The organism is Streptomyces sp. NPDC030809 (assembly GCF_055572195.1).
On record NZ_JBVIDV010000001.1, the window covers coordinates 252,741 to 278,730 of the forward strand.

Consider the following 25,990-nt stretch of genomic DNA (forward strand, 5'->3'; position numbering starts at 1 on the left):
GTGCGTCGCACCCACAGCGTGCAGAGCCTTCCCGCCGTACGGGCGGCCGACTCGGCCGAGTTCACGCCGAGTCGGCCGCCCGTACGACGGGTGCGGCGGGTGCGGCGGGTGCGGCGCGTGCACGGGTACGGCGCGCGCAGGGGTGCAGCGCGTACGGCGCATGCAGGGGTGCAGCGCGTACGGCGCATGCGGTCCGCCGGATCGCCTCGCCGCCGCCCGCTCAGACCTGGTAGCGCTCCGGTGCGAACAGGTGCAGGTTCCCCGCCACCCAGTCCGAGGTGCGGCGCAGCCCCTCCGCCAGCGGCACCTGCGGCTCCCAGCCGGCCCACAGGCGGGCCCGGGCGTTGTCGGACAGCAGGCGCTCGACCTCGCTGCCCGCGGGGCGCATCCGGGCCGGGTCCGCGACCACCTCGGCGTCCCGGCCCGAGGCCGTGATCAGTGCCCGGGCCAGGTCCCCGATGGAGATCTCGCGGCCGCTGCCGAGGTTGACCACCTGCCCGAGGGCCCGGTCGCACCCGGCGACGGCGAGGAATCCCGCGGCGGTGTCGGTGACGTAGGTGAAGTCCCGGGTGGGGGTGACCGTTCCGAGCCTGATCTCCCGTGCACCGGAGTGGAGTTGGGCGAGGATGGTGGGGATGACGGCGCGGGCCGACTGCCGGGGCCCGTACGTGTTGAAGGGGCGTACGACGGTGACGGGCAGCTCGAACGCATGGTGGAAGGAGAGCGCCATCATGTCCGCCCCGATCTTGGACGCCGAGTACGGGGACTGCGGCTGGAGCGGGTGGCTCTCGGATATGGGCGCGGTCAGGGCGGTCCCGTAGACCTCGCTGGTGGAGGTGTGCACCAGGCGGCGCACCGCGTGGCGGCGGCAGGCCTCGGCGATGTTCTCGGTCCCGGTCACGTTGGTCTGCACGTACGCGCCGGGCGAGTCGTAGCTGTACGGGATGCCGATGAGCGCGGCGAGGTGGAAGACGGTGTCGCAGCCCTGGACGGCGTCGCTCACGCGTCCGGCGTCGCGGATGTCGCCCGCGAGCATCTCGACCGGGCTGCCGGGCCCCAGGTACCGGGCCAGGTGGCCCTTCTCGGCGTACGGCTTGTAGTGCACGAAGGCTCGGACCCGTGCGCCGCGGGCCACCAGCAGGTCCACCAGCGTGGAGCCGATGAAGCCCTCGGCCCCGGTGACGAGGACGGTCCGGCCGTGCCAGGGGCCGGCGGCGGGCTGGGCGGGGATGTCGGTGTTCACGCGTGCTCCGGTTCGGTGGTGCGGGTGGGAGTGGGGGCGGCGGCCGGGTGGCCGGCCAGCCGCAGGACTTCGGCGGCGAGCAGCTCGGCCGCCCGGGCGTGCGGCCCCGGATCGGCGGCCCCGCCCATGGCGGCGAGCCGGGACGGGTCGGCCAGCAGCGGGCCGAGGAGGGCGTCGAGCCGCTCGGCGGTGGTCTCGGCGTCCGGCAGCAGCAGGGCGGCTCCGGCGTCGGCGAGGACCCGCGCGTTGTGGGTCTGGTGGTCGCCGGGGGCGTACGGGTAGGGGACGAGCACGGCCGGGACCCCGGTGCTGGTGAGTTCGGCGACGGTGGCCGAACCGGCGCGGCAGACGATCAGGTCGGCCGCCGCGTAGACGAGGTCCATCCGATCCAGGTACGGCACGGCGCGGGCGATCCGGTCCCCGCCGCTCTCCGCGAGCTCCTGCCGGGCTGCGTCGAGGGCCGCGGGCCCGGTCTTGACCAGCAGCCGTACGTCCTCGCGGCGCCGCCAGCTGCGGGCCAGGCCGGTGGCGGCGGCGGTGAGCCGGGCGGCCCCGAGGCTGCCGCCGTTGAACACCACCAGTCGCGCCCCGGCCGGCACCCCGAGGGCCTGCCGCGCGCTGTCGCGCAGGGCGGCCCGGTCCAGTCCGGCGAGGGCCGCGGAGATCGGCATGCCGGTGGTCAACGCCCTTTCCCCGCCCGCGAGATGGGCCCGGCTGCGGTCGAAGGCCACGGCGAGGTGCGGGGTGAGCCGGGCCGCGAACCGGTTGGCCCGGCCGGGCACCGCATTGGACTCGTGGATCAGCGCGGGCACCCCGGCGAACCGCGCCCCGAGCACCGCCGGGGCACTGGGGTACCCGCCCATCCCCACGACCACCTGCGCCCGCTGCCGCCGCAGCACCGCCCGCGCCTGCCCGGCCGACCGCAGCAGGTCCGCCGGCAACAGGTACCGCCGGGCCCCGAGCCCCGGATCGAACGGAATCATGTCCACGGTGTGCAGCCGGTACCCGGCGGCGGGAACCAGCTCGGTCTCCAGCCCCCGCTCGGTCCCCACGAAGGAGATCACGGCCCCCGGCACAACCCGCCGCAACGTCTCGGCAAGCGCCAGCCCAGGATAAATATGCCCACCGGTACCCCCGGCACCGATCACAACGGAGAGTGCTGTCGTCATGCGCCGCACTCTCCACGCCCGCCCTAAGAGGGTTCTAAGAGCGAATGCGGCGGCCCGCGGCGGTAGGCCGCAGCTCAGAGCCTCGCCGCAGGCCGCGCGTCCGCTCCGAGGGAGCCAATCAGGGAGCCACGACCTGCATTTCGGCGCTCTTACGGCGCTTCCGCCTCACCATCGTGACCGCGGCCGAAGATCTCGTCCATCGCCTCGGCGCCCTCGGTGATCACGGGCCGGAGCTGCTTACGGTACACACGCTCCGTCGTGTTGCTGCCGCTGTGCCCCACCAGGCGGGAGATCGCTTCGATGGGCATGCCGTGGTCGGACAGCAAGGACACGAAACTCGTCCTCAACTCCCGAGTCGTCCACTCCCCCGCATTGCCGAGCCCGGCCTCGTTCAGGAGCGACCGCAGGTTGATGCGCACCCTGCCCGCGTCCATCACGCGGCCCACCGTCGAGGGGAAGACGAGGCCTTCCCTCGTCCACGTCTTGCCGGCCGCCTTGAACTTGGCCTGCTGGCGCTCCCGGTGCGCTTCCAGCACTTCCACCGCCTGCTTCGGCATGGCGAGGGACCGCCGGCTCTTCCGCGTCTTCGTGTCCCCGCTCCTGCGCACGGACCGCCACACGTCGATGTGCGGCTTGCTCCCGTCTTCCGGAGCCGTGTGTACATGCGTCCAGAGCAGCGGCCGCGTCTCTTCCGGCCGCGTTCCCACGAGCAGCGACAGTACGACGTACGCGTGGATCCACGTGCCTTCCTTGGCACGTAAGACAGCGGCTGCCTGCTCAAGCGAGAGGGACTTGCTGGGGCGTCCGGGCCGCCCGTCCGGCACCGCAACCAGGGTGGCCACATTGCGCGTTGCCCGACCGCGCTTCTGCGCGTGAGAAATGGAGCGCCGCAGGATCGACAGCAGCAGCCGCAAAGAGCTGGTGGCCAGCACCTCGGCCTTCTCGTCAAGCCACTCGTCCAGCGCGTCCGCCTCCAGCAGACGCAGCTTGGCAGCGCCGAGCGGCGGGTAGATGTGCGTGTTCGCCAAGTACCGATAGGTGTCGAGGCTTTTGGGCGCCCGCCCTTTGAGTCCCTGCTCAAGCCAGGCTTCCACCGCCTGCTTCACGGTGTAGTGGGCAGGCGCCTTGGCTCCCTGCTCCAGTTCCTTGCGCAGATCCCGGAGCTTCCGCCGCACTTCGGTCTTCGTCTTGCCGGACACCTTGGGACGGTTGCGCTTCCCGGCCGGGGTGTAGCCCAGCGAGACAGCACCGATCCAACGTTCCTTGGACTTGTCCCAGTAGATGGAGTCCTCGCCGTTGGCCGCCTTCCGAGCCGGCGCGCTCTCGTTGACCATCTGGCACCTTTCAGCATGAAAACGGGGCCGCACCGGCATCGGTGCAGCCCCGTGATGGGTTGGTTACGGGTGCGCTTACGCGGCGGCCCGTGCTTCGCGCTTGAGGAGTTCGACATACTCATCGACGTATTCGGTGGGAACGAGCCTCCGGCGACCGGAGCGCACGGTGCGCAGGCGCCCGAGCCGGATCTCCTCGTACGCCGTGGAACGCCCGACACCGAGCAGCTCGGCTGCTTGCTCGACGCTGTGAAGCCGACGCTCAGGTACAACCATCAGTGCCACTGAAGGGGCTCCTCTCCAGGTTCATCGGCCAACGCTTCCTCGCCCTGGCCGGATGGGCTGGTGGATCGTGCCGTCCGAGGACCGGATTTCTGCGTCATCGCGTCACCTTCGTCATTCCGGTGCCTGACCTGCACGTCTCGGTGACGGGGCGGGGGTCATGGTGTGTCACCGGGCCGTGGGGGTGTCCGTCATCGGTGACGCAGGTGACGTGGGGTGACAGAGGGTGCGGCCGTATGCGTCACCGTCGGGCCGCAGGCCGGAGACCGTTCGCGGTCCGATGGTGACGCGGGTGACGCAGCGCCTTTCCCCTTCGGACAAGGGGTTGGGCTGTCTGTTGTGGTGCGCGCCTTCGAGCATGAGAAGGAGCCGCTACGCGGCCGCCTTTTGGGCCGGCGTGCCGCCGGAACTGCAAGAGGAGCACCGGCCCGCCTTGGCCGGGGGTGCTCCTCTTGCAGATGCGACCACCCCCGCGGCGGGGCTGGTCAGAACATCGGCGTCGTCTGGTCGGGCGGCGGGACGGACGGTCGGGTCATTTCGACGTACCTGGCGGTCTTGGTGCGACCCCAGTCCACGAGCACGCCGCGGGCGGCGAGGGTGGGCTGCAGGCGCTTGAGGCGGTCGGAGAGGACCTTGCCGGTGGTGGGCCAGCCCTTGGGAAGGGGGCGGAAGTCCTCTCCGGTGTAGACCCGGGTCAGGGCGTGCAGCCACTCGGTGGAAGTCATCCGGACTTCCGTACCCGGCGCGGTGCCGGCGGCGTGCTTGAGCACGGTCTGGGCGAGCAGGTCACCCTCGATAACGTCATCGTTGAGGTCATCGAGGGCGGTCCGGTAGGCGTTCAGCGCGCCGAGGCCGGTGGCCGCGTCGAGCTGAGCGCACAGGTGGGCGAAGTCAGCCATCCGCAGGTCGGTGGGAATGTCCGCCTCGGCGGCGCGGACCTTGACGGTCAGGTCGAGCAGCGATCCGAGGATGACGGGCAGGGCCTCTTCGAACTCCGCCCACAGCTCCGCCTCGGTGCGCCGTACCTGGGGCCGTTCGAGGCGGAGCGGGAGGAGGCGTTCGGCGAGGTCGGGGCGGATGACGCCCACATCGATGCCGGTCAGCAGCAGGGGCCTGCGGTAGCGGGCCCGCACCACATCGCCATCCGTGTATAGGGCCCGCTTGATTGTCTCGGCGCCGGTCACGATGCAGCACATGAGGTCGGACAGGTCCGGAGCCAGGTGCGAGAGGTTGTCCAGCGCCGTGACCCACCCGGCCGCCACCGCGGCAATCAGGTTCTCTTCGTCCTTCGGCGCACGGCGCAGGTCGCCGCTCATGCCCTCGATGATCCGCACCAGCATCCTGCCGCCGGTGGACTTGCCGGCTCCCTGGGGGCCAGTGAGGAACGGGGCCGGCACGGGCACGGACGGGCCCAGACACCCGATGAGCCAGGCAACGGCCAGGCACTCGGTGGCCGGGTTGGCGAAGTTGCACAGCCGCAGCAGCAGGTCGAGCCCCTTGCCGTCGGTGTCCTTCGCGGGCATCGGCAGCTCGCCGGTGAGCTGGGTCCGCCGCCAGCACACCTCCTCCGGCTTAGGGGTTGTGACCTCCCATCCGGTGGGGTGGATGCGTACGGACTGCCCGTCGTTGCGGCCGAGGTCGAGCCACGTAGCGCCGTCGAACCCCGGCGCGACCCGGATGTGGACCGGCTGTACCGGCTGGCTCATCGCCAGGGCCTCGATCAGGTCGAGGGCCTCTTTGAGCGCCGTCCCGTTGAACACACCCAGCCCATCCTTGAAGAGGCCGACCATGAGTTCCTGCCGGTGGCTGCCGGAAGTTCCCTGGGAGCGGATCGGGCGCGCGACGGGGTGGCCCTTGCGCTGCGCGAACACGGTCCCGTCGGCAGTGCGGAAGTACAGGAACTCGCTTCGGGCGTAGTCGGTGATGACCTCCCGGCCCGGGGTCTTGTCGTCATCGGCCATGGCTACAGCCCCAACCGGGTACGGGCGTTTACCCAGGCCTCCGTGCAGTGCCGCGGGGACTCTCCCTTGGCCTGCGCGGCGGCGAACAGCCGGGCCACGTGCCCCTCGGTGAGGCAGCCGCACCTCCCGTGCGCGGACAGGACCGCCAAAAAGGTTCGGTACACGGTGGCGTGCACGGCACTGGAAGCCGCGGTGACTCGCTGCTCCGCCATCGCGATGCCCCGTTCCAGGTAGGCGGGCGACCGGTGCGGGCACTGCTCACCTCCCGCAGGCGCGGACACCGTGCCCGTGCCCGGCGCCGGCCGGACCATGCTGGGCTGCTTCACGACCAGCGCGCGCACGTCCTCGGGGAGCCAGACCATGTCGCCGGTACCGCTTCCGAGCCAACGGGCATAGGCCATGCTGGATTTGATGTCCACGCCGGGGCGGACGTTGTTGGCGGAAGCCATGGCACCGCGGTAGAGCCAGTGCTCGCCACGCGTGCTCGCCACGGTGAGCGTCGCGGGCAGGTGCTCGCGGGCCCAGGCGATCGCATAGGCGTTGTCGAGATCTACGACGGTCAGGCGGGCGCCGCCGGGGTGGTAGGCGACGCCTCCCCCGGCCTCCCAAGCACCCCGCCACCTCAGGGACGTGACCAAGCGGGGATTGGTGGTGGCAGCAGCCCAGGCGTGGCAGGGGCGCGCACACCGGCAGGGGCCGGGGGTCTTCATGTTCGGCCGACCGCCGCACGCATTCCCGCGACACGCCTGACAGTTGGCTACGGGCCGCTTCTCGCGACTGAGCGGCAGGACCGGGATACCGATCGCCGCCAGTTCGAGGGCGGTCTGCAGGTGCTCGTTCATGCGGCCACCTGCCGGTGGTCTCGCCGGATCGGGGTCGGGTGAGTCATGCTGGAACCTCCAGTTCGTAGTGCTGGAAGAGGGCGGCCCCGGTCTTTGCCGAGAAGGGGCCGCCCTTGCTGTTGCAGTCGGTCAACGCTTGCTGAGGGTGCCGGTGGCGCGGCCGAAGAGGCCGGTGGCCGTGACGTTCTGGGTGATGTGGGTGGTGGCCGTGGGGGTGCGGCCGCGGCCCGCACGCAGAAGGGCCGGGGCCGCGACGAGGGCTGCGACGAGGGCGGCGCCGGCCCAGAGGGCGTCAGCGGCGGCGATGAGGCCGGGGGCGGCGTAGGAGATTCCGATTCCGGCCGCGCCGATGCCTCCGCCGACGGTGGGGGCGAGGAGTGCGGTGGTCTTGGCCCACCGCGGGAGCCCGGTTGGGGCGGCGGTGGGTTCGACGGTGTTGGGGTGGGCGTAAGCGAGGGTGCGCGTGCCGTCGGGAAGGGTGACGAGTCGGATCTCCGGGCCACCCTGGGAGGCCGGGACCAGGGGCGCCGGCGGGGTGGTCGCGGCGGGGTGCCAGGTGATCGGGAGGGGGTGGTGGAGGGCGGGCTCGTGGGGCATCGGGGTGCCTCCTGGATAGGGGTGGGGCCCGCGCCGGGTGGTCGGCGCGGGCCCGTGGGTGGAGGTGTCAGGTGCCGGTGTCAGGTGGTGTCACGTGGTGGGTGTCACGAGTTCTGACAGCGGGTTTGCCTAGGGGTTTGGGTGTCAGGGCGGTGTGACGGTGTCAGGTGTCAGGCGGCCATGAGGGTGGGGACGATGCGCCACCGGCCGGTGGCGGAGGTCGGCTCCAGGCGGCCGGTCAGGGCGGCTTCCTTGAGGCGTTCGGAGACCCACGGGCGGGACAGGTTGTGGGCGTCGCACCAGTCCATGAAGTCCTTCGGCCCGACCACCATCTGCCCGGTCGCCTCGAAGTCGTCCAGCGCGCGTGCGAACAGCTCACGGGCTTCGGCCGGGGACGGCTTGCGGCCGGGAGCCGTCCAGAGCGGGGCGTCGTCGCCGGGCTCGTCGTCGGGCAGTTCGGCCGTGGGGTCGATGCCCGCGTCTTCCGGGTCCACGAGGAGCCCGTACGGTTCCGCTTCCATGCCGTCGGCTCCTTCCCGGGCCTCCGCCGGGCGCGGCCCGCGGTCGGTGTCGGTGTCGTTGGGGCGGCCGGTGTAGTTCTGTCCGGCCACCGATCCTGCGGCGCCGGCCGTGACGGGGTCGGCGGTGGCGCCGTGCTGCTGGGCCCATGCGGCGAGTGCTTCGATGGTCGGGGTGGCGGTGTGCGGGATGGCGAGGGTGCGGCCCGGGGAGGGGTAGCGGTCTTCGGGGACGCCCGGGGATACGAGGTAGCAGTAGCCCGGCCGCCGGTTGCCCCACGCCCCCGGGTGGGCGCCCGCGTCGATGACTGCCTCGGGGAGGGAGAACCCTTCGTCGCGGGGGTCGCAGCCCAGTGCGATGACCGACGGCAGGGAAGCCCGGGTGGAGGTGGACATCTGGTCGTAGGACGGCCGCTGCAGGGACACGATGAGGCTGACGCCTGCGGATCGTGCTTCCTGGGCGATGCCGGTGAACGCGTCGTCGCCCATGAGCCGCAGGGTGTTCGCGGCCTCTTCCATCCACGTCACCAGAAACGGCATGCCCTCACACCCACACGCCCGGCCGTCCGGGCGGCAGGAGCGGGCGGGGTCGGTCTGCTTCTCGGCGGCGGCCGGGACCCACTGGCGGTAGCCGTGAGCGCCGAGCCACCGGGTCCGGGCGGGGATGACGGCCTTGATGGCTTCGACCATGATTTCGGTGTCCTGCCCGCCCTCGGCCGCCCAGTCCAGGCCCGGGAGCAGGGGGCGGAAGTCCTGGAACATCTTCGGGTCCGACAGCCACAGCAGGACATCGCGGCGGGAGAGGACCTCCAGCATCAGGTTCAGGGCGGTCTCGCCCTTGCCCGAGCCAGTGCCGCCAGCGATGAGCAGGTGGGTGCTGTTGCGCTTGACGTCCGGGTCCCCCGGCAGCCAGAGCTGCAGAGGGGCGCCGTCGTCGTAGCGGCCGATGACCAGCGGATCGGCGATGCTGCCGCCCAGGTGCGAGGGTCCTTCCCACTCCATGACGTGGGCGAGCATGTCCTCCGGGACGATGACCATCTCGCCGCGGCGGGCCGAGTCCGCGTCCGGCAGGTAGCGCACGGCGGAAGTCGGCAGGTCCAGGGCGGATGCGAGCCGGGGCAGGACCTTGGCAACGTCCTCGTTGGTCTGCTCACCCGGTTCGAGCGCCACCTTGGCCGTGACCCGGTTCGGCTCCACCGACGTGGCGCCGATCTGAGCCCGCGCGAGACCGACCTTCTCCAGCAGCCCCTTGTCCCCGCCGCCGGCGGCCGTGCCTTCGACGTTGCGGCGCAGGACCATGCGGATGTTCCACGACAGGGCAACGGCCGGGGCGCCCATGAGGTAGAGGTCGGGGAGCGGTCCGGTCAGGGGCCCGGCCAGGCAGGCGCCTGTCAGCCATGCCGAGCCGGCCGCGACCGTGATGGCCGAGTGCAGGCGCCGCTGCTGGCCGGTGGACTTTCCCGCCCACCACGCCACCCCGGTCAGCGCGACCGAGGAGAGCGTCAGTCCCACGCCTGCGGCGGCGCTGCCCTGCCACTGCCAGCTTCCCAGCGCCCCGGCGAGCCCTACCCCACCCGCACACAGCCACGGCGGCAGGTGCGGCTTGAGCCGGTGCAGCAGGTAGGAGCAGACCCCGGCGCCGTCGGAAGCGCCGCGGAGCTGGTCCTCGTAGACCTGCTCGGTGTTGTGCTCGGCCATCACGATCAGCCCCCTCTTCTAGTACTGGGCCCAGTCCATGCGCGGGGCCTGCGGCGGCCGGGCGCGGTGGCGGACGCGGTTGAGTTCTTCCTCGTACTCCTGCTGGAAGGCGGCGTAGGTGGCGGCGGCGTTCTTCGCCGCGTCCCGCAACGCATCGGCGGCCCGCTGCATCTTCCGCGCGACCTTCGCCGCCCGGATCCGCGAACCCCCGATCCGGCCGTTCGGGTCCGGGACCTGCGTCAGGGTGGCCTTGAGGATTTCCGCGCCCATCGCGACCTCGATCGACAGGGCGACACCGGCGGCGCGGACGCTGTTGCAGTACTGGCGGACCTGCGCCGGCGAGCTGAACTCCGGCGCGGGCAGCAGGGCCTGCGGCTGACGCCCGCCCGAGCCGGGCTGGAACCCCCGGCCACCGCCGCCGTTGCTGTTCGTGGTGCGGTTGCCGGCGTTGACATTGAGGGTGAAACCGGGCGCGAACGACTTGCTGTTCACCTTCGTCTGCGACCCGTTCGCCCCCGCACCCGGCGAGCGGCGCCGCTGGTTCTGCGGACCGACCGTGTTCCACACCCCGAACCCGCCCTGACCCGCGCCGGGGAACTGGGAAGACTGGCTCATCAGACGGTCTCCTTCTCAGAGTTCATACGACGGACAACCAGCCAGGCGACCTGCGCGGCGAGAGTCCCCACCGCCCAGCCCAGCAGCAGCCCGCCCTGCCACGGACCCAGCGCCACCGCCAGGCCCACCCAGCCGAACAGCACGGTGGCAGCCACGGCCAGAGCCGCCCGCCACCAGCGCACCTGCCGGGTACCGGCCGGACGGCGCACCGCCAGCCACCCCCACACAGTCAGCGGCGCAGCACCGGCCAGGGCGAGCCACCAGCCCGCCCCCGGCTCCACCAGGTGAGCCGCAGCAGTCACGGCCAGCACAAGCACGGCCGTGCCGGTCGGGGTCCATGCGTGACGGTGCTTCCAGGCCCATCGGCCCACGGCCACGGCCATGCGCACCCACAGGCTCTGCGCGGGCTCGGTGCTGATGAACACGACCACCGGCTCACGCCGGCCACGCTGACGCGGGATGTGCACACTCGAAGCGGCCCGCGGCCGCGTACGACGAGACACAGCAACTCCTTCAAGACAGTCGAAAGGGGGCGGGCGGGGCACCAGGCGGGAGTGCCACCGGCCCCGCCGCCCGGGCGGGCTTCACGACGCAGTGCCTTCGAGCACCCGGCGGGGTGCGGTGGTGGTGAGTTCGCGCAGTTCCTGGTAGCGGGAGGAGACCCAGCCCACGGACCGGCCGGTCAGCTCCGCCGCCGTCCGCACCGGCACCCCGGCCGCATACGCGGCCTGGACCACGTGGCGCGCCCGGTCCTCGGAGAGCTTCTGCTCGGGCGGGCCGGCGGCCAGCAGTGCAGCCTGTTCACGCGCGGCCCGTTCCTGTTCACGCTCGCGTTCACGGCGCGCATCCTCGGCCTGCCGCCGGAGCTGTTCCGCACGCCGCTCCGCAGCCTCGCGTTCACGGCGTTCAGCCTCCACGCGCTGCTGTTCACGCTCGCGTTCACGGCGTTCATCCGCCTCCCGCTGAGCGCGTTCACGAGCCTCCACCCGCTCCGCCTCTTCCCGGCGGATCCGGTCCTGCCGGTCCCGCTCCTCACGGGCAAGAGCAGCCTCGTGTTCACGCTGTTCACGAGCGAGCATCGCCTCGTGGTCGCGGCGTTCACGCACCCGCTGCTGGCGAGCCTCCTCACGCTCCGCCGCCGCCTTCTCCCGGGCCTGCGCCTCTGCCCGCCGCTCTGCTTCCAGGGCCAGCACGGCGGCGGTCAGGGCCCGCCGGTAGGCGAGCCCGGCCTCCGCGGTGACGATCAGCAGGAGCGGCGCCACCGAGTGCACCGCCACCCCCACCAGGTCCCCGGCCAGGGCCGATTCGCCGATGTTCAAGAGCAGGGTCATGGCGCCGGTCATCCACCGCAGCGCCACCGGCCACCCGCCGGCACTGCCGCCCAACCGGGCCAGGACCGAATCAAGGCGGACCACGATCACCACCGCGGCATCCACCACGAGCGGCAGAATCGGAGCCGTCCACTCCCACCGCTCCGCCGTGTGCGCCTCCATCAGCGGCGTGACCGTCAGGACCGAAAACAGCATCGCCCCGCCCACGATCAACCACGTCCCGAACGACAGAGCGCGCTCCGATGAACGCACCTGAACATCGCTCACGACGCACCCCCGCCGGCCAGAGCAACGTGGGCGGCGGCGATCAGGACCACCGGAGAGGCGGGGTCGCCATACTGCTCCGCGTCCTCCACCCACGTCCACTCCGGCGCCCCCGTGAACACATAGCCCAGTGCCTCAAGGGCCCGTGAACGCTCCGCGACCGTCGGCACCGTAGAGCCCGGGAAGGCGTGGTGGGGCCACCGGGACGCGCCGGACTGAATCACGTACAGGTGCCAGCGGCCCGACCGGCACGCCATCTGCGCCCGCGCCATCACGCCACCACCGGCGGCATCGAGCGGTTCTCCGCGTCCCGGCGGGCAGCCAGCACCCGCCGGTGCGCATGCCGGATCCGACGCGCGTCGAACTCCGACGCCGGGCGGTCCAGCAGCACGATCAGCGCGTCCAGCAGCTCGACCTCGGCCGAGATGACGTCCATCTCCACCTCGATCGCATCCAGCTCCGCATCCGTCGGCTCCAGATCCGCCGGCAGACGGGTAACACCCACGTGACGTGCAACGATGGGATTCATCGTGTCTTGCTCCTCTCACACAGGAACGGGACCGAACAGCGCCCCTGGTGTTCCAGCACCGGGGGCGCACCTCGTTGTGAAGCAGGAAGAACTCCAGCTCCCCCCACCCCGCCCGTACGAGCACCTGCAAGCGGGACCCGGACCGGCGGGAGAGGCAACCGGCCGCGGCGCGAGCCGCGGGGCTGAACTCTTGCGATGTCTCCTTCGGGAGCGTGCTCCCGTGTAGGCGTACGGAGACGTGGCCTTTCGGCCTCAAGCCCTCCGGAATGACAAGGGATCCGGGACCCTCCCCCCGACCGCCGCGGGGCTCCTGGCCGTGCTTGCGCCCAGCCCCGCCAGCCGTTTCGGGCAAGCCGGGGCCAAGGCTCCGCTCCGGACCCTTCAGGATCGATGCGGTACCTCTATTACAGGTACCGCATCGGGCATCCGTCAAGCAGGACTCCGGAGTTCTTCGGTTTCGCGCCCGGTCTTCCTGGCGCACCATCAGAATCGCTCCAGGTCAGGGGCGTTGGATACCCACTACCTGGACACCTGAAGGCCTTCTGGCTAGCGTCAAGACCTCCCAAGACGTCCCACCCGGGGGTGAAGATGTCCAACGAACGCTTACGCTCAGCCCTGTTGGCACGGGGTCTGACGATTCAGGGCTTGGCCGACGCGATCGGGGTCAACGCCAAGACCGTGGAACGATGGATCACGCAGGACAAAGTCCCGTACCGGCGCCACCAGTACGCCGTTGCGGCCGAACTACGCGTGGACGTGACGACGCTCTGGAACGACGAACGGGCGGTCGAGACCTCCGCTGACCTGAGCAAGGCGGAGATCGTCACGGTCTGCCCGCACCGCCACCTGGTGCCTGCGGGGCTCTGGCGCGAGATGTACGCCCGCGCCGAGAAACACGTCGATGTGCTTGTGTACGCGGGACTGTGGCTGTCAGAGGATCCGCAGTTCCACCGGCTCCTCAAGGCCAAGGTGGAGAAGAACGCCCAGGTGCGCATCCTCCTGGGAGACCCTGCCTGCCCCGCGGTGCACCAGCGCGGCATCGACGAGGGACACGGCATCATGGACGGCAAGATCCGCAACGCCCTGATGAACTACCGCCCGCTCTTCACGAGCCACCCGGAAATCGGGTTCCGCCTGCACGACGCCACGCTGTACAACTCCCTGTTCCGGGCCGACGACGAGATGCTTGTGAACACCCACGTGTACGGAATCGGGGCGTACATGGCTCCCGTACTCCACCTGCGCCGCCTGCCCGGCGGCGGGCTGTTCGACACCTATGCGAATAGCATCGAACAGACCTGGGGCGGCGCCCGCCCGGTGGCCGACCACGACCTCACAGGAGCCTGAGCATGGGACGCATCGACTACCTGCACGACCCCGACGCGCCGGCCCCCAACTCGGTCGTACCCTCCGTCGTGGCGCTCGTGCAGAACGACGCCGGCCAGGTGCTACTGATCCAGCGCTCGGACAACGGCCGCTGGGCCCTCCCCGGCGGGGGGCACGACGTGGGCGAGTCGATCAGCGACACCGTCGTCCGCGAGGTCTGGGAGGAGACCGGCATCAAGGCCGAGGTCATCGACATGTCCGGGATCTACACGGACCCCGGGCACGTGATGCTCTACGACGACGGCGAGGCCCGGCAGCAGTTCAGCATCTGCTTCCGCGCACGGCCGATCGGCGGAGACCTCCGTACGAGCAACGAGACGACACAGGTCCGCTGGGTAGACCCAGCGGACCTGTCCGAACTCGACATCCACTCCACGATGCGACTGCGCATCGAACACGCCCTGGACCGGACGCGCACCGCCCCCTACATCGGCTGAGCCACGCCGGCCTTCGCCTCGGACATCCTGGTGAGCACCCGGACGGTGCACAGCAGGATCTCCGGCTCGGCCCGCCGAATGAACTGACCGATCAGGCTCTCCGGGCCATAGCGACCGGCGATTTCGTTGATCCGGTCAACGGGGTTCGTCGGGGTCCCGTCCGGCGTCGTGTTCATGTCGCAGAAGCAGAGAGCATCCGCGAGGTGCGGCTCCTCCCGCGGGAACTCCGCCTCCAGTTCCTCGCGCAGCCCGCGCGCCTCTGCCTCCATCCAGGCGCACGAGTGGTGAGCCACAAGCCGCACGACGCGCTCGTTGGCCTGGACGCTGCGGAGGTAGCGGGCGCCGTCGAGCGGGTGGAAGCCGGTCTTGGCCAGGTCCGGGGCGTAACCGATGTCGTGCAGAACTGCCGCTGCTTCGAGCAGCTCCGCGTCCGACCCGAGAATTTCCGCGATCGACCTGGCCCGCTTCGCGACGCCCAGGCAGTGCCGCCAGCGGCGGGGCAGCGGATCAGCGAGCAGGGACTCTGCGAGAGGGTAGGCCCACTCCGTCAGCGTGGCAGTGCTCAAGACTTCGAATCCTCCTGTTGGGACGGCAGGGCACGCACAGACCGGCGCTTCCCCTGCCCACCTCCGGTCAGCAGTCCGGCCGCTTCAAGCTGAGCAAGGGCCTTGCTGATGGTGGGGCGGGACGCCCCGAGCCTGGAGCTCAGCTCTCCTTCGCTGAGGAAGACTGCCCCAACCTCCAGGCCCTCAGCCGTGATCAGCGCCGCGATCCGCTCCGGCAGCGGCCGGCGGTCTGCCGCGTTGTCCTCACGGACCACCCTCCACCGCGACCCGGGCACCGGCTCGGCCACACCGTCGTTCTGGAGCACCCGAAAAGCTCGCAAGGCCACACCACGCGACACCCCGTGCTCTTCCATGACCTCGGCCAGGGACGGCAGCTCGGCCATCCCACGATCCGCGGCAATCTGAGACCTGAGCGAGTCGGCAATCTTCAGGAAGGTCCCCCGGGGGCTGGGCTGTTCCGACACTCGATCTCCCTATCTGCTTCGCGCGTTACCCCCAGCCTCGCACGAAACAAGTCCCCCCGACCCCTCCGGGCACTGCGCAGCCGCACCACAAGACTCAGGCAGCACTTCGCTCCCTGCAGCCCTCTACACCGGGGCTACCAGGCCGCCCCCTCAAGCCCTGCTCCGAGGGGTGGGATTTTCCCTACTGGGTCAAGGGCGCTTCCGCCGCCCAAGGCGGCGTCGCGCGACCGTCGCCCCGGGCCTGCGCTCCTGTCCCCCACCCCGCTCCAGCCCGGCCGTCGGCCGCGCGCCAACATGACTAGGGGCTTGAAGGAGTGAACCGGCCTGCGCTATCAGCTACCCGCCGGAAAGTACGATGAGGCGCTCAGGCTCCGGGATGCACGAGGCCCGCCCTGCGTCTACCGGCCGGTTCGTGGTGGGGGCGGGGAGCTGCACTCCCGTCTGCCAACGACCCGCACGGAGTGATAGCAGGGTCCGGCTATCCGCGCGCGGCTCCGAGGCGGGCTGCGGAAGGCGAACTTGCCAAGAATGAGTCGATGTCGAGCACTGCTCGTCGGATTGCCCTTAGATCCTGAGTCGGGACTTCCACATACTCGGGTTCCTCCTCCTCGGGGCCGAACGGCAACACACCTTGAGGGGCATATCGGGTCTGCATGAGGTCAACGTATGCGCCGTAGTCAATGACGTACACGTCGTATCGCTCCCCAGGCTCGTCCTGGGCGGAGTACCCGCGGCGCACCACATGCAGAACACGGGCATCGAATAGCGCGAGAAGCAGCGCATTATTCGCCTGCCGCTGATTTACCAGGAAACCGCGCGCGCGACGCTCACGGATAACCTTATCAATGATCCAGTTGAGCAGCCGCGAGGCTTCCTCCTTGCTCCTAAGGGCAGCCTCCTTGTCCGATTGGAACCAGCTACGACCTGCCGCCCTAACATCATGGACGGAAATCTTTTCCGTTGCGGCCCGGACCGCGGCCTTAGCTGCAATATTTAGAGCGTCCCGCGGAACACCTTCAGCCGCGCGCACAAGCTCGTCGAATGCCCGAATATCCGTGAACCCTTGCCTCACGATTCCCTGCGAGTTTCCGATCAAGGCAACAGGAGAATTTGGAACTCCACCCAACGTCAGATGATTAAAGAAGAGACTCTTGAAGAATTCGCGAGACCGCTCCCTATTCTCCTCAAATACCATAAATTCATCGAGACTGACGTTCGCTGCAATATCAGCACCCAACTCAAGGCCGATCTGCTGACCAGAAGGAAGGGTGACACGAAAATTGGTCTGCTGTTCGATAGCGGCCACCTTCACCGTTACCGCTTGCAGTGGCAGCAGGCAGCGCACGAGAAACTCGCCCAGATACGGCTGAATATCACCGGGTACACTACTCCATTCGTCCATCAGAAGCCAAACACGGCGGCCGCCAAGAGAGTTGAATAGAGACCTTAGGCTTCGCGCAATATCGCTGAAGTTGAGCGACAAGCCTTCCGTTCCATGTCGGGTCTCCGTGGTCAGACTCCGCGTCTCGTCACCCGCCTCACCGCCAAGTTCGATCTCAGGAGCCTTAAATCCGAGCTTGACGGCGAGGGTGGACTTGGACGTCTTGGTCGCTTCCCCCTCCTTTGAAATCTCCACCTCGCCCGACACTTTCACGGCGGAGATGGAGTCAAGCAGGGCATCCAGGTTCCCAATCAGCGACGCATCGTTAAGAAGCTGCTCATCTTCCAGCGCGGCTTCCATTAGAGAGTCGTGAAACTGGTTTAGCAGGTCCACCAACAGCCGGGACGCTCGCTCCGTCGGCTTGATCTCCTCTCCGAGGAACAACCCCTCGGGCGAACCAATCGTACGAAGATCCAGATAGATCGGGATATCCATGCTGGCCTTGACTACCGTTTCCAGATATCGGAAAGCGTGCGTCTTCCCCGTACCCCGCCGACCGTACAGAATCTGATGGTCGACAGACTCCATCACGACCGCCACACCCGAGTCGACGAACGTGTCCCTTAGCTGCTCAGAGTGTCGCGACTCGGCTCGCTTGGGTACCAAATTGAGGGCACGATTAATCGGAGAGAGTCCAGTAGCCATGGCGCGATGCTAGAGCTATCGGATCCCGCGGGGAGGCGTTTTGGGTAAAACCAACCGTCCCGAAGTCTACGAGGCCCGGATGCTGACAAGCTGTCTACCAGTAGCTAGCTGGGCACACATGCGACCCGCATTTGGCGCCTCCGCGACGAGGCGTACAGATGCCCTCCGCTAGCGGTGGCGGCCGTTGGCGTTCCGGCCACGGTCAACTGCCAGGCCCACGCCAGCCCGGACATCGTTCCCTGTGGCCTACTTTGTGGACAGGAACGGTTCGGGCTCCCCCACACGGCTTGACCTGCGGAAACGCGTGATGCTCACGGGCCCTCCGGAGCCGTGTGCCTGAGGGTGCTTCCGTTCGCGTTGTCTGCGCCTCCTCGGCTGGGAGGGCGGCTGCGAGCATGCCTTGGGTCGGTCAGTCGTGCTGCTGGGCGGAGGGGGCAAGGTGGCGCAGTCGAAGTGTGGGGCACCGACGCAGAGTGGGGGCCGTTGCCAGAACAAGGCGATCATCGGGAGTTCGCGGTGCGCCAGGCATCAGGGACCGTGGTCGGCGTACGGGGTGGCGCAGCGGAAGAAGAAGGAAGCCGAGGCGAAGATGCGGAAGCTTCGGAAGAAGCAGTGACCCCGGTGCCGGCCACTCGCGCTGGGCCGGCGTCGTCGGTTGACGGTCATGAGGCGCGGCAGCCGCGCGCAGGCGCGCTCAGGCGCCGCGCGAAGAATCTCCCAGGAGCGGCGGCACGGGCGGCGGGTGAGCTTGCACCCCGTCGAGGTCAGTTGCAGGGCGGTCGGCTTTTGCTGACCGCCCTGCTTCATTGGCTGGCCGGGGAGCCAGTTGGGGAGCCACCCGCCGCGACATCGGTCGGACTGGCATGGACTCGTGTGGACGGTCGGGCGCCTGAGCTGCTGGGCGGCAGGGGGCGGGGAGGCCGCTGCCTCAAGGCTCGCCAGCCCCGAACCTAAGAGGGTTTTAAGAGTGGGGTTTGGCAGGCTTTGGGGATGTGCTGGCGAATTCTGGTGGTCGATGACGAGCCCGAGGTGCGGGCGGCTGTGGTGGACGGGCTGGTGGTGGAGGGGTATGAAGTGCGGGAGGCCGGGGACGGGCTGGGGGCGCTGTCCCAGGTGGCTTCCTGGCAGCCCGATGCCGTGGTGCTGGATGTGATGATGCCGGTGCTCGACGGGCTGGGGGTGTGCCGGCGGCTGCGGACGGTGGGTGACCGGACGCCGGTGCTGGTGCTGACGGCGCTGGGCTCGGTGAGCGAGCGGGTGGACGGGCTGGAGGCGGGGGCCGACGACTACCTGGTCAAGCCGTTCGCGCTGGACGAGCTGGTGGCGCGGGTGCGGGCGCTGCTGCGGCGGGCCGCGCCGGATCCGGCGGGGGCTGCCGGGCCGCTGGTGTTCGGGGACCTCGTGCTGGATCCGGAGACCCGGACCGGGCGGCGGGGCGGGCGGCATCTGGAGTTCAGCCGGACCGAGGCCGCGCTGCTGGAGCTGCTGATGAGGCATCCGGGGCAGGTGCTGCCGCGGGAGCTGATCTTCGAGCTGGTGTGGGGGCGGGACTTCGGCCCCGATTCCAACTCCCTTGCGGTGTACGTGGGTTATCTGCGGCGGAAGCTGGAGGCGGCCGGGGAGCCCCGGCTCGTGCACACCGTGCACGGGGTCGGCTACCGGCTGGACGCGGCGTGAGCGGGCCGGGTGCGGCCGGGTCCGGGCGGCGGGGTGGGCGGGGGCTCGGGGGGCGGTGGCGGCGGAGGGGGCCGTTGCGGACTCGGCTGGCGGGGGCGGCCACGGCTGCCGTGGCGTTCGTTGCCGTGGGGGTGTGTGCGGCCGCCTTCTTCATCGTGCGCTACGAGCTCTACCGGCAGCTCGACCTGAACCTCACGCAGTCCGCGCGGCTGGTCGCGCAGCAGCACCGGGACGCGGGGCCGGGGGTGCTCGCCGGGGAGTGCCGGTTCCTGGCCGCCCCCGCCTGCGCGGAGCTGGTGCCGGCCGATCCCGCCAGGGACCCCGGCGGACCCGGCCTGCTGCCGCCGCCCGGCGAGGCCGCACGGCGGGTCGCCGCCGGCGAACACCGCGGTTTCTCCACCGACTTCAGGCTGGCGGGCCATCCGGCGCGGCTGCTGACCACCCCCTACGGCCACGGCCTGGCGCTGCGCGTGGCCCTGCGGGCGGACACCGTGGAGGAAGGGGTCGGACAGGCGGCCCGGCTGCTGGTGCTGGTCGGTGCGGCCGGGGTGCTGCTGGCGGCCGCGCTCGGCTCGTGGGTGGCGCGTACCGGCCTGGCCCCGGTGGCCCGGCTCACCGCCACGGCCGAGCGGATCACGGCGACCCGGGATCCGGGGCACCGGATCGACCTGCCGCCGCCGGGACGCGAGGACGAGCTGACCCGGCTGGCGGGGAGTTTCAACAGCATGCTCGACGAGCTGGAGCAGTCCGTGACGGCGCAGCGCCGGCTGGTCGCGGACGCCTCGCACGAGCTGCGGACCCCGCTGACGGCGCTGCGTACGAACGCCGAACTGCTGGCGCGTGCGGACCGGCTGACGCCGGCTCAGCGGGAGCGGGCGGCGGGGGCCCTGGGGCGGCAGCTGCGCGAGGTGACCGGGCTGGTCAACGACCTGATCGAGCTGGCCCGGGACGAGGAGCCGGAACCGCTGGTGGAGGACGTACGGCTGGCTGCCCTCGCGGAGCACGCGGTGGCGGCGGCGGGTGCGCACTGGCCGGCGGTGCCGTTCGCCCTGGAGGTGGTGGACGGGGAACGGGCCGTGGTGCCAGGGGTGCCGGCCCGGCTCAGCCGGCTGCTGTCCAACCTCCTCGACAACGCGGCGAAGTTCAGCCCGCCGGGCTTGCCGGTGGAGGTCGCGCTCGGCTGCCCGGGCGGGGCTGCGGAGCTGACCGTACGGGACCACGGGCCGGGGATCGCGGCCGAGGACCTGCCGTACGTGTTCGACCGGTTCTACCGGGCGGGGGCGGCGCGGACACTGCCGGGGTCGGGGCTGGGGCTGGCGATGGCCCGGCAGATCGCGGTGGCGCACGGCGCGGTGCTGACGGCGGAAGCGGCTCCCGGAGGCGGGGCGCTGTTCCGCTTGCACTTTGCCGGGCGGGCCTGAGCGGGGCCGGTCCCGGGGCTCCGCCCCGGACCGGTCCCTCGACGGCACGCGCTGCGGGGCCGGGACTCGTCGGACGGGTCCCGGCCCCGCAGGTCTGCGCAGTGGGGGCGGAGCCCCCGTGGATCAGGCGAAGGTGGCCAGCGCCTGGTTCAGCGTCTCGGACGGGCGCATGACGGCCTGGGCCTTGGCGACGTCCGGCTGGTAGTAGCCGCCGATGTCGACCGGCTTGCCCTGGACGGCGATCAGCTCGTCGACGATGACCTGCTCCTGCTCGGTCAGCGCCTTGGCCAGGCCCGCGAAGGCCTCGGCGAGCTGCACGTCGTCGGTCTGCTTGGCCAGCTCCTGGGCCCAGTACATGGCCAGGTAGAAGTGGCTGCCGCGATTGTCGATGCCGCCGACGCGACGGGTCGGCGACTTGTCCTCGTTGAGGAAGGTGCCGGTGGCGCGGTCGAGGGTGTCGGCGAGGACCTGGGCGCGGGCGTTGCCCGTGGTCGCGGCCAGGTGCTCGAAGGAGGCCGCCAGGGCGAAGAACTCGCCGAGCGAGTCCCAGCGCAGGTAGTTCTCCTTGACGAGCTGCTGGACGTGCTTCGGGGCGGAGCCGCCGGCGCCGGTCTCGAACAGGCCGCCGCCCGCCATCAGCGGGACGACCGACAGCATCTTGGCGCTGGTGCCCAGCTCCAGGATCGGGAAGAGGTCGGTCAGGTAGTCGCGGAGCACGTTGCCGGTGACGGAGATGGTGTCCTCGCCGCGGCGGATGCGCTCCAGGGAGAACTTGGTGGCCTCGACCGGGGACAGGACCTTGATCTCCAGGCCCTCGGTGTCGTGCTGCGACAGGTACGCGTTGACCTTGGCGATCAGCTGCGCGTCGTGGGCGCGGGTCTCGTCCAGCCAGAAGACGGCCGGGGCGCCGGTGGCGCGGGCGCGGGTGACGGCCAGCTTGACCCAGTCCTGGATCGGCAGGTCCTTGGTCTGGCAGGCGCGGAAGATGTCGCCCTCGGCGACCTCCTGCTCCAGGACCGTGTTGCCCGCGGCGTCGACGAGGCGGACGGTGCCCGCGGCGGCGATCTCGAAGGTCTTGTCGTGGGAGCCGTACTCCTCGGCCTTCTGCGCCATCAGGCCGACGTTCGGGACGGAGCCCATGGTCGAGGGGTCGAAGGCGCCGTGGGCGCGGCAGTCCTCGATGACGGCCTGGTAGACGCCCGAGTAGCTGCTGTCCGGCAGGACGGCGAGGGTGTCGGCCTCCTTGCCGTCCGGGCCCCACATGTGGCCGGAGGTGCGGATCATGGCCGGCATCGAGGCGTCGACGATGACGTCGGACGGCACGTGCAGGTTGGTGATGCCCTTGTCGGAGTCGACCATCGCGAGGGCCGGGCCCTCGGCGATCTCGGCGTCGAAGGAGGCCTTGATCTCGGCGCCGTTCGGCAGGGCGTCCACGCCGTTCAGGATGGTGCCGAGGCCGTCGTTCGGGGACAGGCCGGCGGCCGCGAGGGTCTCGCCGTACGCGGCGAAGGTCTTCGGGAAGAAGGCGCGGACCACGTGGCCGAAGACGATCGGGTCGGAGACCTTCATCATCGTGGCCTTGAGGTGCACCGAGAAGAGCACGCCCTCGGCCTTGGCGCGGGCGACCTGCTCGGAGAGGAAGGTGCGCAGGGCGGCGACGCGCATGACGGACGCGTCGACGACCTCGCCGGCCAGCACCGGTACGGACTCGCGCAGCACGGTGACGGCGCCGTCGGCGGCCACGTGCTCGATGCGCAGGGCGCCGGCCTCGGAGATGACCGCGGACTTCTCGGTCGAGCGGAAGTCCTCGGCACCCATGGTGGCCACGTTGGTCTTGGAGTCGGCGCTCCAGGCACCCATGCGGTGCGGGTGGGCCTTGGCGTAGTTCTTCACCGAGGCGGGGGCGCGGCGGTCCGAGTTGCCCTCGCGCAGGACCGGGTTGACGGCGCTGCCCTTGACCTTGTCGTAGCGGGCGCGGACGTCCTTGTCCTCGTCGGTCTGCGGGTCGTCCGGGTAGTCCGGGAGCGCGTAGCCCTGGCCCTGGAGCTCGGCGATCGCAGCCTTCAGCTGCGGGATCGAGGCCGAGATGTTCGGCAGCTTGATGATGTTGGCCTCGGGGGTCTTGGCCAGCTCGCCGAGCTCGGCGAGGGCGTCCGCGATGCGCTGGCTCTCGTCGAGACGCTCGGGGAAGCTGGCGATGATCCGGCCGGCCAGGGAGATGTCACGGGTCTCCACCTTCACGCCGGCCTTCGAGGCGTACGCCTGGACGAAGGGCAGGAAGGAATGGGTCGCCAGGGCCGGGGCCTCGTCAGTGTGGGTATAGATGATGGTCGAGTCAGTCACCGGGTGCTCCGCTCCACGTCACGTCTGCAACATTGCTCGACATCAAGATATCTCGTGATCGAGGTGTTCAGGACAGGGGTGGGGCACTGGGGCGCGAGTGGCGCGCCGCAGGCGGCCGGATCCCGCCGCAGCAGGGGGTGCCGCCCCGGGGCGACCCGCCGAGCCGTCCACGCACCGTGACGACGCCCTCACGGAAGGCGACCCGTCCGTACGCGGGCCCCGCGGCCCGGATCGGCCCGCACGGCGGCACTGCTGTGCACACGGACGGCAATGCCGCACACACGGCCGGTGAATTCGGCGGAGTGGCAGCCGGATCCGACGACCCATCAGGTCATCCGTCCCGGACTCTTGACTCCGCTGTCGGCAGTCGGGATTCTCGACACGCCGTTTGCGCCGAACATGACAAACGAGCCATGCGGTCATGGCGCCGGACGGCTGGTTCCCCCACCGTGCCGCCGAACCGAGACGTGAGTGATGACCATGACTGCACCCCCACGCAGCAGGCTCCGCCCCCTGGCCCTCCTGACCCTGCTGCTCGCCCTCCTGGGCCTGGCGCTCGGCCCCGTCGCGGGCGCCTCGGCCGACCCGGGGTGGTGGACGCCCACCGCCCGGCCCGCACCCGATTCCGAGATCGGCGTGACCGGCGAGCCCTTCAAGGGGACCGACGACAAGGGCCGGGTGCGGGGCTTCGTCGACGCCCACGACCACATCATGTCCAACGAGGGCTTCGGAGGCCGCCTGATCTGCGGAAAGGCCTTCTCCGAGCAGGGCATCGCCGATGCCCTGAAGGACTGTCCCGAGCACTACCCTGACGGCTCCCTCGCGGTCTTCGACTTCATCACCAAGGGCGGTGACGGCAAGCACGACCCGGACGGCTGGCCCACCTTCAAGGACTGGCCCGCCCACGACTCCCTCACCCACCAGCAGAACTACTACGCGTGGATCGAGCGGGCCTGGCGCGGCGGCCAGCGGGTCCTCGTCAACGACCTCGTCACCAACGGCGTGATCTGCTCGGTCTACTTCTTCAAGGACCGCAGCTGCGACGAGATGACCGCGATCCGGCTGGAAGCGCAGAAGACGTACGAGATGCAGGCGTACATCGACAAGATGTACGGCGGCGCGGGCAAGGGCTGGTTCCGGATCGTCACCGACTCCGACCAGGCCCGCGAGGTGATCAAGCAGGGCAAGCTGGCCGTGGTCCTCGGGGTGGAGACCTCCGAGCCCTTCGGCTGCAAGCAGGTCCTCGACATCGCGCAGTGCGGCAAGGCCGACATCGACCGCGGTCTCGACGAGCTGCACCGGATCGGCGTGCGCAGCATGTTCCTGTGCCACAAGTTCGACAACGCGCTGTGCGGGGTGCGCTTCGACTCCGGAGCGCTCGGCACTGCGATCAACGTGGGCCAGTTCCTCTCCACCGGCACCTTCTGGAAGACCGAGAAGTGCACCGGCCCGCAGCACGACAACCCGATCGGCCTGGCGGCGGCCCCGCAGGCCCAGAAGGAGCTGCCGGCGGGCGTGGCCGTCCCCTCGTACGCCGCCGACGCCCAGTGCAACACCCGCGGTCTCACCGAGCTGGGCGAGTACGCCGTCCGCGGGATGATGAAGCGCAAGATGATGCTCGAAGTGGACCACATGAGCGTCAAGGCGGCCGGCCGCGCCTTCGACATCCTGGAGTCCGAGTCCTACCCCGGCGTGATCTCCTCGCACAGCTGGATGGACTCCGAGTGGACCGAGCGCCTGTACAAGCTCGGCGGTTTCGCCGCCCAGTACATGAACGGGGCCGAGGGCTTCAGCGCGGAGGCGAAGCGTACGGACGCCCTGCGCGACAAGTACCAGGTGGGCTACGGCTACGGCACCGACATGAACGGGGTCGGCGGCTGGCCCGGTCCGCGCGGCGCGGACACCCCGAACCCGGTGAAGTACCCCTTCCGCAGCGCCGACGGCGGCTCCGTGATCGAGAAGCAGACCACCGGGCAGCGGACCTGGGACATCAACACCGACGGTGCCTCGCACTACGGCCTCGTCCCCGACTGGATCGAGGACATCCGCCTGGTCGGCGGCCAGGACGTGGTGGACGACCTGATGCGCGGCGCCGAGTCCTACCTGACCACCTGGGGCGCCTCCGAGCGCCACAAGTCGGGGGTGAACCTCGCCACCGGCGCCTCCGCCTCGGCCTCCACCTCGGAGTGGTGGAACCCCTTCGTCAGCTACCAGCCGGGCCGGGCGGTGGACGGGGACTCGGGAACCCGGTGGGCGAGCGAGTGGAACGACAACCAGTGGCTGCGCATCGACCTCGGCTCCGCGAGCCTGGTCAGGCGGATCACCCTGGACTGGGAGACCGCGTACGGCCGGGCGTACCGGATCGAGGTGTCCGCGGACGGCTCGGACTGGCAGACGGTGTGGTCCACCGATTCCGGGGACGGCGGTCTGGACACGGCCCGGTTCGCCGGGGTCTCGGCGCGGTATGTACGCATCCAGGGGTTGCAGCGCGGCACGCAGTGGGGCTACTCGCTCCACGAGGTGGGCGTCTTCAGCAGCTGACGGACCGCGGCCGACCGGCCGAGCGAACGGGCGGCCGGCCGGCCGGCACCACGACGAAAGGTGATCCATGGCGCGCATGCCCTCGGCGGAGCGGCGCAGGCAGCTGACCGAGGCCGCGATCCGCGCGATGACCCGGGACGGGGTCGCGCAGACCACGACCCGGTCCATCGCCGCCGAGGCAGGCGTGTCCCTGAGCGTCTTCCACTACTGCTTCGACTCCAAGGAAGCACTGCTCGAATCCGTCATCACGACCATCACCGAGCACTACCTGACGGTCGTGAAGGAGGCCATCCGCCCGCGCACCACCCTGCAGGAGACGGTGCGGGCCGGCTTCCGGGCGTACTGGGACCACGTGGCCGCCCGGCCGGGCGAGCACCTGCTCACGTACGAGCTGACCCAGTACGCCCTGCGCCGGCCGGGCCTGGAGCACCTGGCCCGGCGGCAGTACGAGCTGTACACCGACACGTACGCCGAGCTCATCGAACAGCTCCGGGAGAGCGAGGAGTTCGAGCTCAGCGTGCCGGTGCCGGTGCTGGCCCGGTACCTGGCGGCGATGACCGACGGGCTGACCCTGCACCTGCTCGTGCTGGGCAACGACACGGCCGCGGCCGCCGTCCTCGACATGATCAACGACCAGGTCGAGGGGCTGGTGCGGGACGGGAGGCACTCCCCCGCGGCCGTGTCCTGAG

Annotated in this window: 23 protein-coding genes; 6 read left to right on the forward strand and 17 right to left on the reverse strand. The window is 70.3% G+C overall.

What is annotated here, in order from left to right; genetic code table 11:
* Positions 1 to 220 precede the first annotated feature (220 nt).
* The 13 genes from ACZ407_RS01085 to ACZ407_RS01145 all read right to left on the reverse strand — a co-directional run bounded on the left by ACZ407_RS01085 (position 221) and on the right by ACZ407_RS01145 (position 12,380).
* On the reverse strand, positions 221 to 1,243 hold the full coding sequence (locus tag ACZ407_RS01085; protein WP_468124417.1) for an SDR family NAD(P)-dependent oxidoreductase: 1,023 nt from the start codon (positions 1,241 to 1,243) through the stop codon (positions 221 to 223).
* Positions 1,240 to 2,412 (reverse strand): UDP-N-acetylglucosamine--N-acetylmuramyl-(pentapeptide) pyrophosphoryl-undecaprenol N-acetylglucosamine transferase, encoded by a 1,173-nt coding sequence (locus ACZ407_RS01090; RefSeq protein ID WP_468124419.1) that lies wholly within the window; start codon positions 2,410 to 2,412, stop codon positions 1,240 to 1,242. Before ACZ407_RS01090 ends, ACZ407_RS01085 begins: the two co-directional genes overlap by 4 nt.
* Before the next feature lie 149 nt (positions 2,413 to 2,561).
* Complete coding sequence (locus tag ACZ407_RS01095) at positions 2,562 to 3,746, reverse strand: site-specific integrase (protein ID WP_468124421.1); 1,185 nt, start codon at positions 3,744 to 3,746, stop codon at positions 2,562 to 2,564.
* 75 nt (positions 3,747 to 3,821) lie between these two features.
* A complete protein-coding gene (locus ACZ407_RS01100) occupies positions 3,822 to 4,019 on the reverse strand; it encodes an excisionase family DNA-binding protein (protein WP_468124897.1) in 198 nt (65 codons plus the stop codon).
* A gap of 491 nt (positions 4,020 to 4,510) precedes the next feature.
* Positions 4,511 to 5,986, reverse strand: a complete 1,476-nt coding sequence (locus ACZ407_RS01105) for an ATP-binding protein (RefSeq protein WP_468124422.1) — start codon at positions 5,984 to 5,986, stop codon at positions 4,511 to 4,513.
* A 2-nt stretch (positions 5,987 to 5,988) separates the two neighbouring features.
* Positions 5,989 to 6,828 (reverse strand): bifunctional DNA primase/polymerase, encoded by an 840-nt coding sequence (locus tag ACZ407_RS01110; protein ID WP_468124424.1) that lies wholly within the window; start codon positions 6,826 to 6,828, stop codon positions 5,989 to 5,991.
* Positions 6,829 to 6,957: 129 nt separating this feature from the next.
* Positions 6,958 to 7,425 (reverse strand): hypothetical protein, encoded by a 468-nt coding sequence (locus ACZ407_RS01115; RefSeq protein WP_468124426.1) that lies wholly within the window; start codon positions 7,423 to 7,425, stop codon positions 6,958 to 6,960.
* Between the two features lie 170 nt (positions 7,426 to 7,595).
* Positions 7,596 to 9,641, reverse strand: a complete 2,046-nt coding sequence (gene traB / locus ACZ407_RS01120; RefSeq protein WP_468124428.1) for a plasmid transfer protein TraB — start codon at positions 9,639 to 9,641, stop codon at positions 7,596 to 7,598.
* Between the two features lie 18 nt (positions 9,642 to 9,659).
* Positions 9,660 to 10,256 carry a plasmid transfer protein TraA gene (traA, locus tag ACZ407_RS01125; protein WP_468124429.1) on the reverse strand — a complete coding sequence of 199 codons (597 nt, stop codon included), beginning with the start codon at positions 10,254 to 10,256 and terminating at the stop codon, positions 9,660 to 9,662.
* Positions 10,256 to 10,681, reverse strand: coding sequence for a hypothetical protein (locus ACZ407_RS01130; RefSeq protein ID WP_468124431.1), 426 nt, complete (start codon positions 10,679 to 10,681; stop codon positions 10,256 to 10,258). The genes traA and ACZ407_RS01130 overlap by 1 nt, the downstream gene beginning before the upstream one ends.
* Positions 10,682 to 10,840: 159 nt before the next feature.
* Positions 10,841 to 11,854, reverse strand: coding sequence for a DUF2637 domain-containing protein (locus tag ACZ407_RS01135; protein WP_468124432.1), 1,014 nt, complete (start codon positions 11,852 to 11,854; stop codon positions 10,841 to 10,843).
* Positions 11,851 to 12,123 carry a DUF6303 family protein gene (locus ACZ407_RS01140; RefSeq protein WP_468124434.1) on the reverse strand — a complete coding sequence of 91 codons (273 nt, stop codon included), beginning with the start codon at positions 12,121 to 12,123 and terminating at the stop codon, positions 11,851 to 11,853. The genes ACZ407_RS01135 and ACZ407_RS01140 overlap by 4 nt, the downstream gene beginning before the upstream one ends.
* Positions 12,123 to 12,380 (reverse strand): DUF6284 family protein, encoded by a 258-nt coding sequence (locus ACZ407_RS01145; RefSeq protein ID WP_468124435.1) that lies wholly within the window; start codon positions 12,378 to 12,380, stop codon positions 12,123 to 12,125. The genes ACZ407_RS01140 and ACZ407_RS01145 overlap by 1 nt, the downstream gene beginning before the upstream one ends.
* 588 nt (positions 12,381 to 12,968) lie before the next feature.
* On the opposite strand from ACZ407_RS01145, the gene ACZ407_RS01150 reads away from it, so the two are divergent.
* Positions 12,969 to 13,727 carry a helix-turn-helix domain-containing protein gene (locus ACZ407_RS01150; protein WP_468124436.1) on the forward strand — a complete coding sequence of 253 codons (759 nt, stop codon included), beginning with the start codon at positions 12,969 to 12,971 and terminating at the stop codon, positions 13,725 to 13,727.
* 2 nt (positions 13,728 to 13,729) lie between these two features.
* On the forward strand, positions 13,730 to 14,203 hold the full coding sequence (locus tag ACZ407_RS01155) for an NUDIX domain-containing protein (protein ID WP_468124438.1): 474 nt from the start codon (positions 13,730 to 13,732) through the stop codon (positions 14,201 to 14,203).
* Here ACZ407_RS01155 and ACZ407_RS01160 read toward each other — a convergent pair.
* From ACZ407_RS01160 to ACZ407_RS01170, 3 genes are all read right to left on the reverse strand, one after another.
* The gene (locus ACZ407_RS01160) at positions 14,191 to 14,769 is read right to left on the reverse strand and encodes an HD domain-containing protein (RefSeq protein ID WP_468124439.1); all 579 of its coding nucleotides are present in this window, start codon (positions 14,767 to 14,769) and stop codon (positions 14,191 to 14,193) included. The two genes, ACZ407_RS01155 and ACZ407_RS01160, sit on opposite strands and share 13 nt — an antisense overlap.
* Positions 14,766 to 15,152, reverse strand: coding sequence for a GntR family transcriptional regulator (locus ACZ407_RS01165; RefSeq protein ID WP_468124441.1), 387 nt, complete (start codon positions 15,150 to 15,152; stop codon positions 14,766 to 14,768). The genes ACZ407_RS01160 and ACZ407_RS01165 overlap by 4 nt, the downstream gene beginning before the upstream one ends.
* Before the next feature lie 559 nt (positions 15,153 to 15,711).
* Entirely contained in the window at positions 15,712 to 17,319 is a 1,608-nt protein-coding gene (locus ACZ407_RS01170) for an ORC-CDC6 family AAA ATPase (RefSeq protein ID WP_468124443.1), read from the reverse strand.
* 990 nt (positions 17,320 to 18,309) lie between these two features.
* Here ACZ407_RS01170 and ACZ407_RS01175 point away from each other — a divergent pair.
* Positions 18,310 to 18,996, forward strand: a complete 687-nt coding sequence (locus ACZ407_RS01175; protein WP_468124444.1) for a response regulator transcription factor — start codon at positions 18,310 to 18,312, stop codon at positions 18,994 to 18,996.
* A gap of 74 nt (positions 18,997 to 19,070) precedes the next feature.
* Positions 19,071 to 20,417, forward strand: a complete 1,347-nt coding sequence (locus tag ACZ407_RS01180; protein ID WP_468124445.1) for a HAMP domain-containing sensor histidine kinase — start codon at positions 19,071 to 19,073, stop codon at positions 20,415 to 20,417.
* A gap of 123 nt (positions 20,418 to 20,540) precedes the next feature.
* Here the strand turns inward: ACZ407_RS01180 and ACZ407_RS01185 are convergent, their stop codons facing one another.
* Positions 20,541 to 22,760: an NADP-dependent isocitrate dehydrogenase gene (locus tag ACZ407_RS01185; protein ID WP_468124447.1), complete on the reverse strand. Its 2,220-nt coding sequence runs from the start codon at positions 22,758 to 22,760 to the stop codon at positions 20,541 to 20,543.
* 474 nt (positions 22,761 to 23,234) lie between these two features.
* On the opposite strand from ACZ407_RS01185, the gene ACZ407_RS01190 reads away from it, so the two are divergent.
* Together ACZ407_RS01190 and ACZ407_RS01195 are read left to right on the forward strand one after the other, a co-directional pair.
* Positions 23,235 to 25,301: a galactose-binding domain-containing protein gene (locus tag ACZ407_RS01190; RefSeq protein WP_468124449.1), complete on the forward strand. Its 2,067-nt coding sequence runs from the start codon at positions 23,235 to 23,237 to the stop codon at positions 25,299 to 25,301.
* A 67-nt stretch (positions 25,302 to 25,368) separates the two neighbouring features.
* Entirely contained in the window at positions 25,369 to 25,989 is a 621-nt protein-coding gene (locus ACZ407_RS01195; RefSeq protein WP_468124450.1) for a TetR/AcrR family transcriptional regulator, read from the forward strand.
* Position 25,990 lies beyond the last annotated feature (1 nt).

What these genes read in the sequence shown, in the direction of transcription:
- ACZ407_RS01090 (WP_468124419.1), bottom strand. Translation starts at nt 2,412, where the DNA reads ATGACGACAGCACTCTCCGTTGTGATCGGTGCCGGGGGTACCGGTGGG.
- ACZ407_RS01095 (WP_468124421.1), bottom strand. Translation starts at nt 3,746, where the DNA reads ATGGTCAACGAGAGCGCGCCGGCTCGGAAGGCGGCCAACGGCGAGGAC.
- ACZ407_RS01100 (WP_468124897.1), bottom strand. Translation starts at nt 4,019, where the DNA reads ATGGTTGTACCTGAGCGTCGGCTTCACAGCGTCGAGCAAGCAGCCGAG.
- ACZ407_RS01105 (WP_468124422.1), bottom strand. Translation starts at nt 5,986, where the DNA reads ATGGCCGATGACGACAAGACCCCGGGCCGGGAGGTCATCACCGACTAC.
- ACZ407_RS01110 (WP_468124424.1), bottom strand. Translation starts at nt 6,828, where the DNA reads ATGAACGAGCACCTGCAGACCGCCCTCGAACTGGCGGCGATCGGTATC.
- ACZ407_RS01115 (WP_468124426.1), bottom strand. Translation starts at nt 7,425, where the DNA reads ATGCCCCACGAGCCCGCCCTCCACCACCCCCTCCCGATCACCTGGCAC.
- traB (WP_468124428.1), bottom strand. Translation starts at nt 9,641, where the DNA reads ATGGCCGAGCACAACACCGAGCAGGTCTACGAGGACCAGCTCCGCGGC.
- traA (WP_468124429.1), bottom strand. Translation starts at nt 10,256, where the DNA reads ATGAGCCAGTCTTCCCAGTTCCCCGGCGCGGGTCAGGGCGGGTTCGGG.
- ACZ407_RS01140 (WP_468124434.1), bottom strand. Translation starts at nt 12,123, where the DNA reads ATGGCGCGGGCGCAGATGGCGTGCCGGTCGGGCCGCTGGCACCTGTAC.
- ACZ407_RS01145 (WP_468124435.1), bottom strand. Translation starts at nt 12,380, where the DNA reads ATGAATCCCATCGTTGCACGTCACGTGGGTGTTACCCGTCTGCCGGCG.
- ACZ407_RS01150 (WP_468124436.1), top strand. Translation starts at nt 12,969, where the DNA reads ATGTCCAACGAACGCTTACGCTCAGCCCTGTTGGCACGGGGTCTGACG.
- ACZ407_RS01155 (WP_468124438.1), top strand. Translation starts at nt 13,730, where the DNA reads ATGGGACGCATCGACTACCTGCACGACCCCGACGCGCCGGCCCCCAAC.
- ACZ407_RS01165 (WP_468124441.1), bottom strand. Translation starts at nt 15,152, where the DNA reads ATGGCCGAGCTGCCGTCCCTGGCCGAGGTCATGGAAGAGCACGGGGTG.
- ACZ407_RS01170 (WP_468124443.1), bottom strand. Translation starts at nt 17,319, where the DNA reads ATGGCTACTGGACTCTCTCCGATTAATCGTGCCCTCAATTTGGTACCC.
- ACZ407_RS01175 (WP_468124444.1), top strand. Translation starts at nt 18,310, where the DNA reads ATGTGCTGGCGAATTCTGGTGGTCGATGACGAGCCCGAGGTGCGGGCG.
- ACZ407_RS01190 (WP_468124449.1), top strand. Translation starts at nt 23,235, where the DNA reads ATGACCATGACTGCACCCCCACGCAGCAGGCTCCGCCCCCTGGCCCTC.
- ACZ407_RS01195 (WP_468124450.1), top strand. Translation starts at nt 25,369, where the DNA reads ATGGCGCGCATGCCCTCGGCGGAGCGGCGCAGGCAGCTGACCGAGGCC.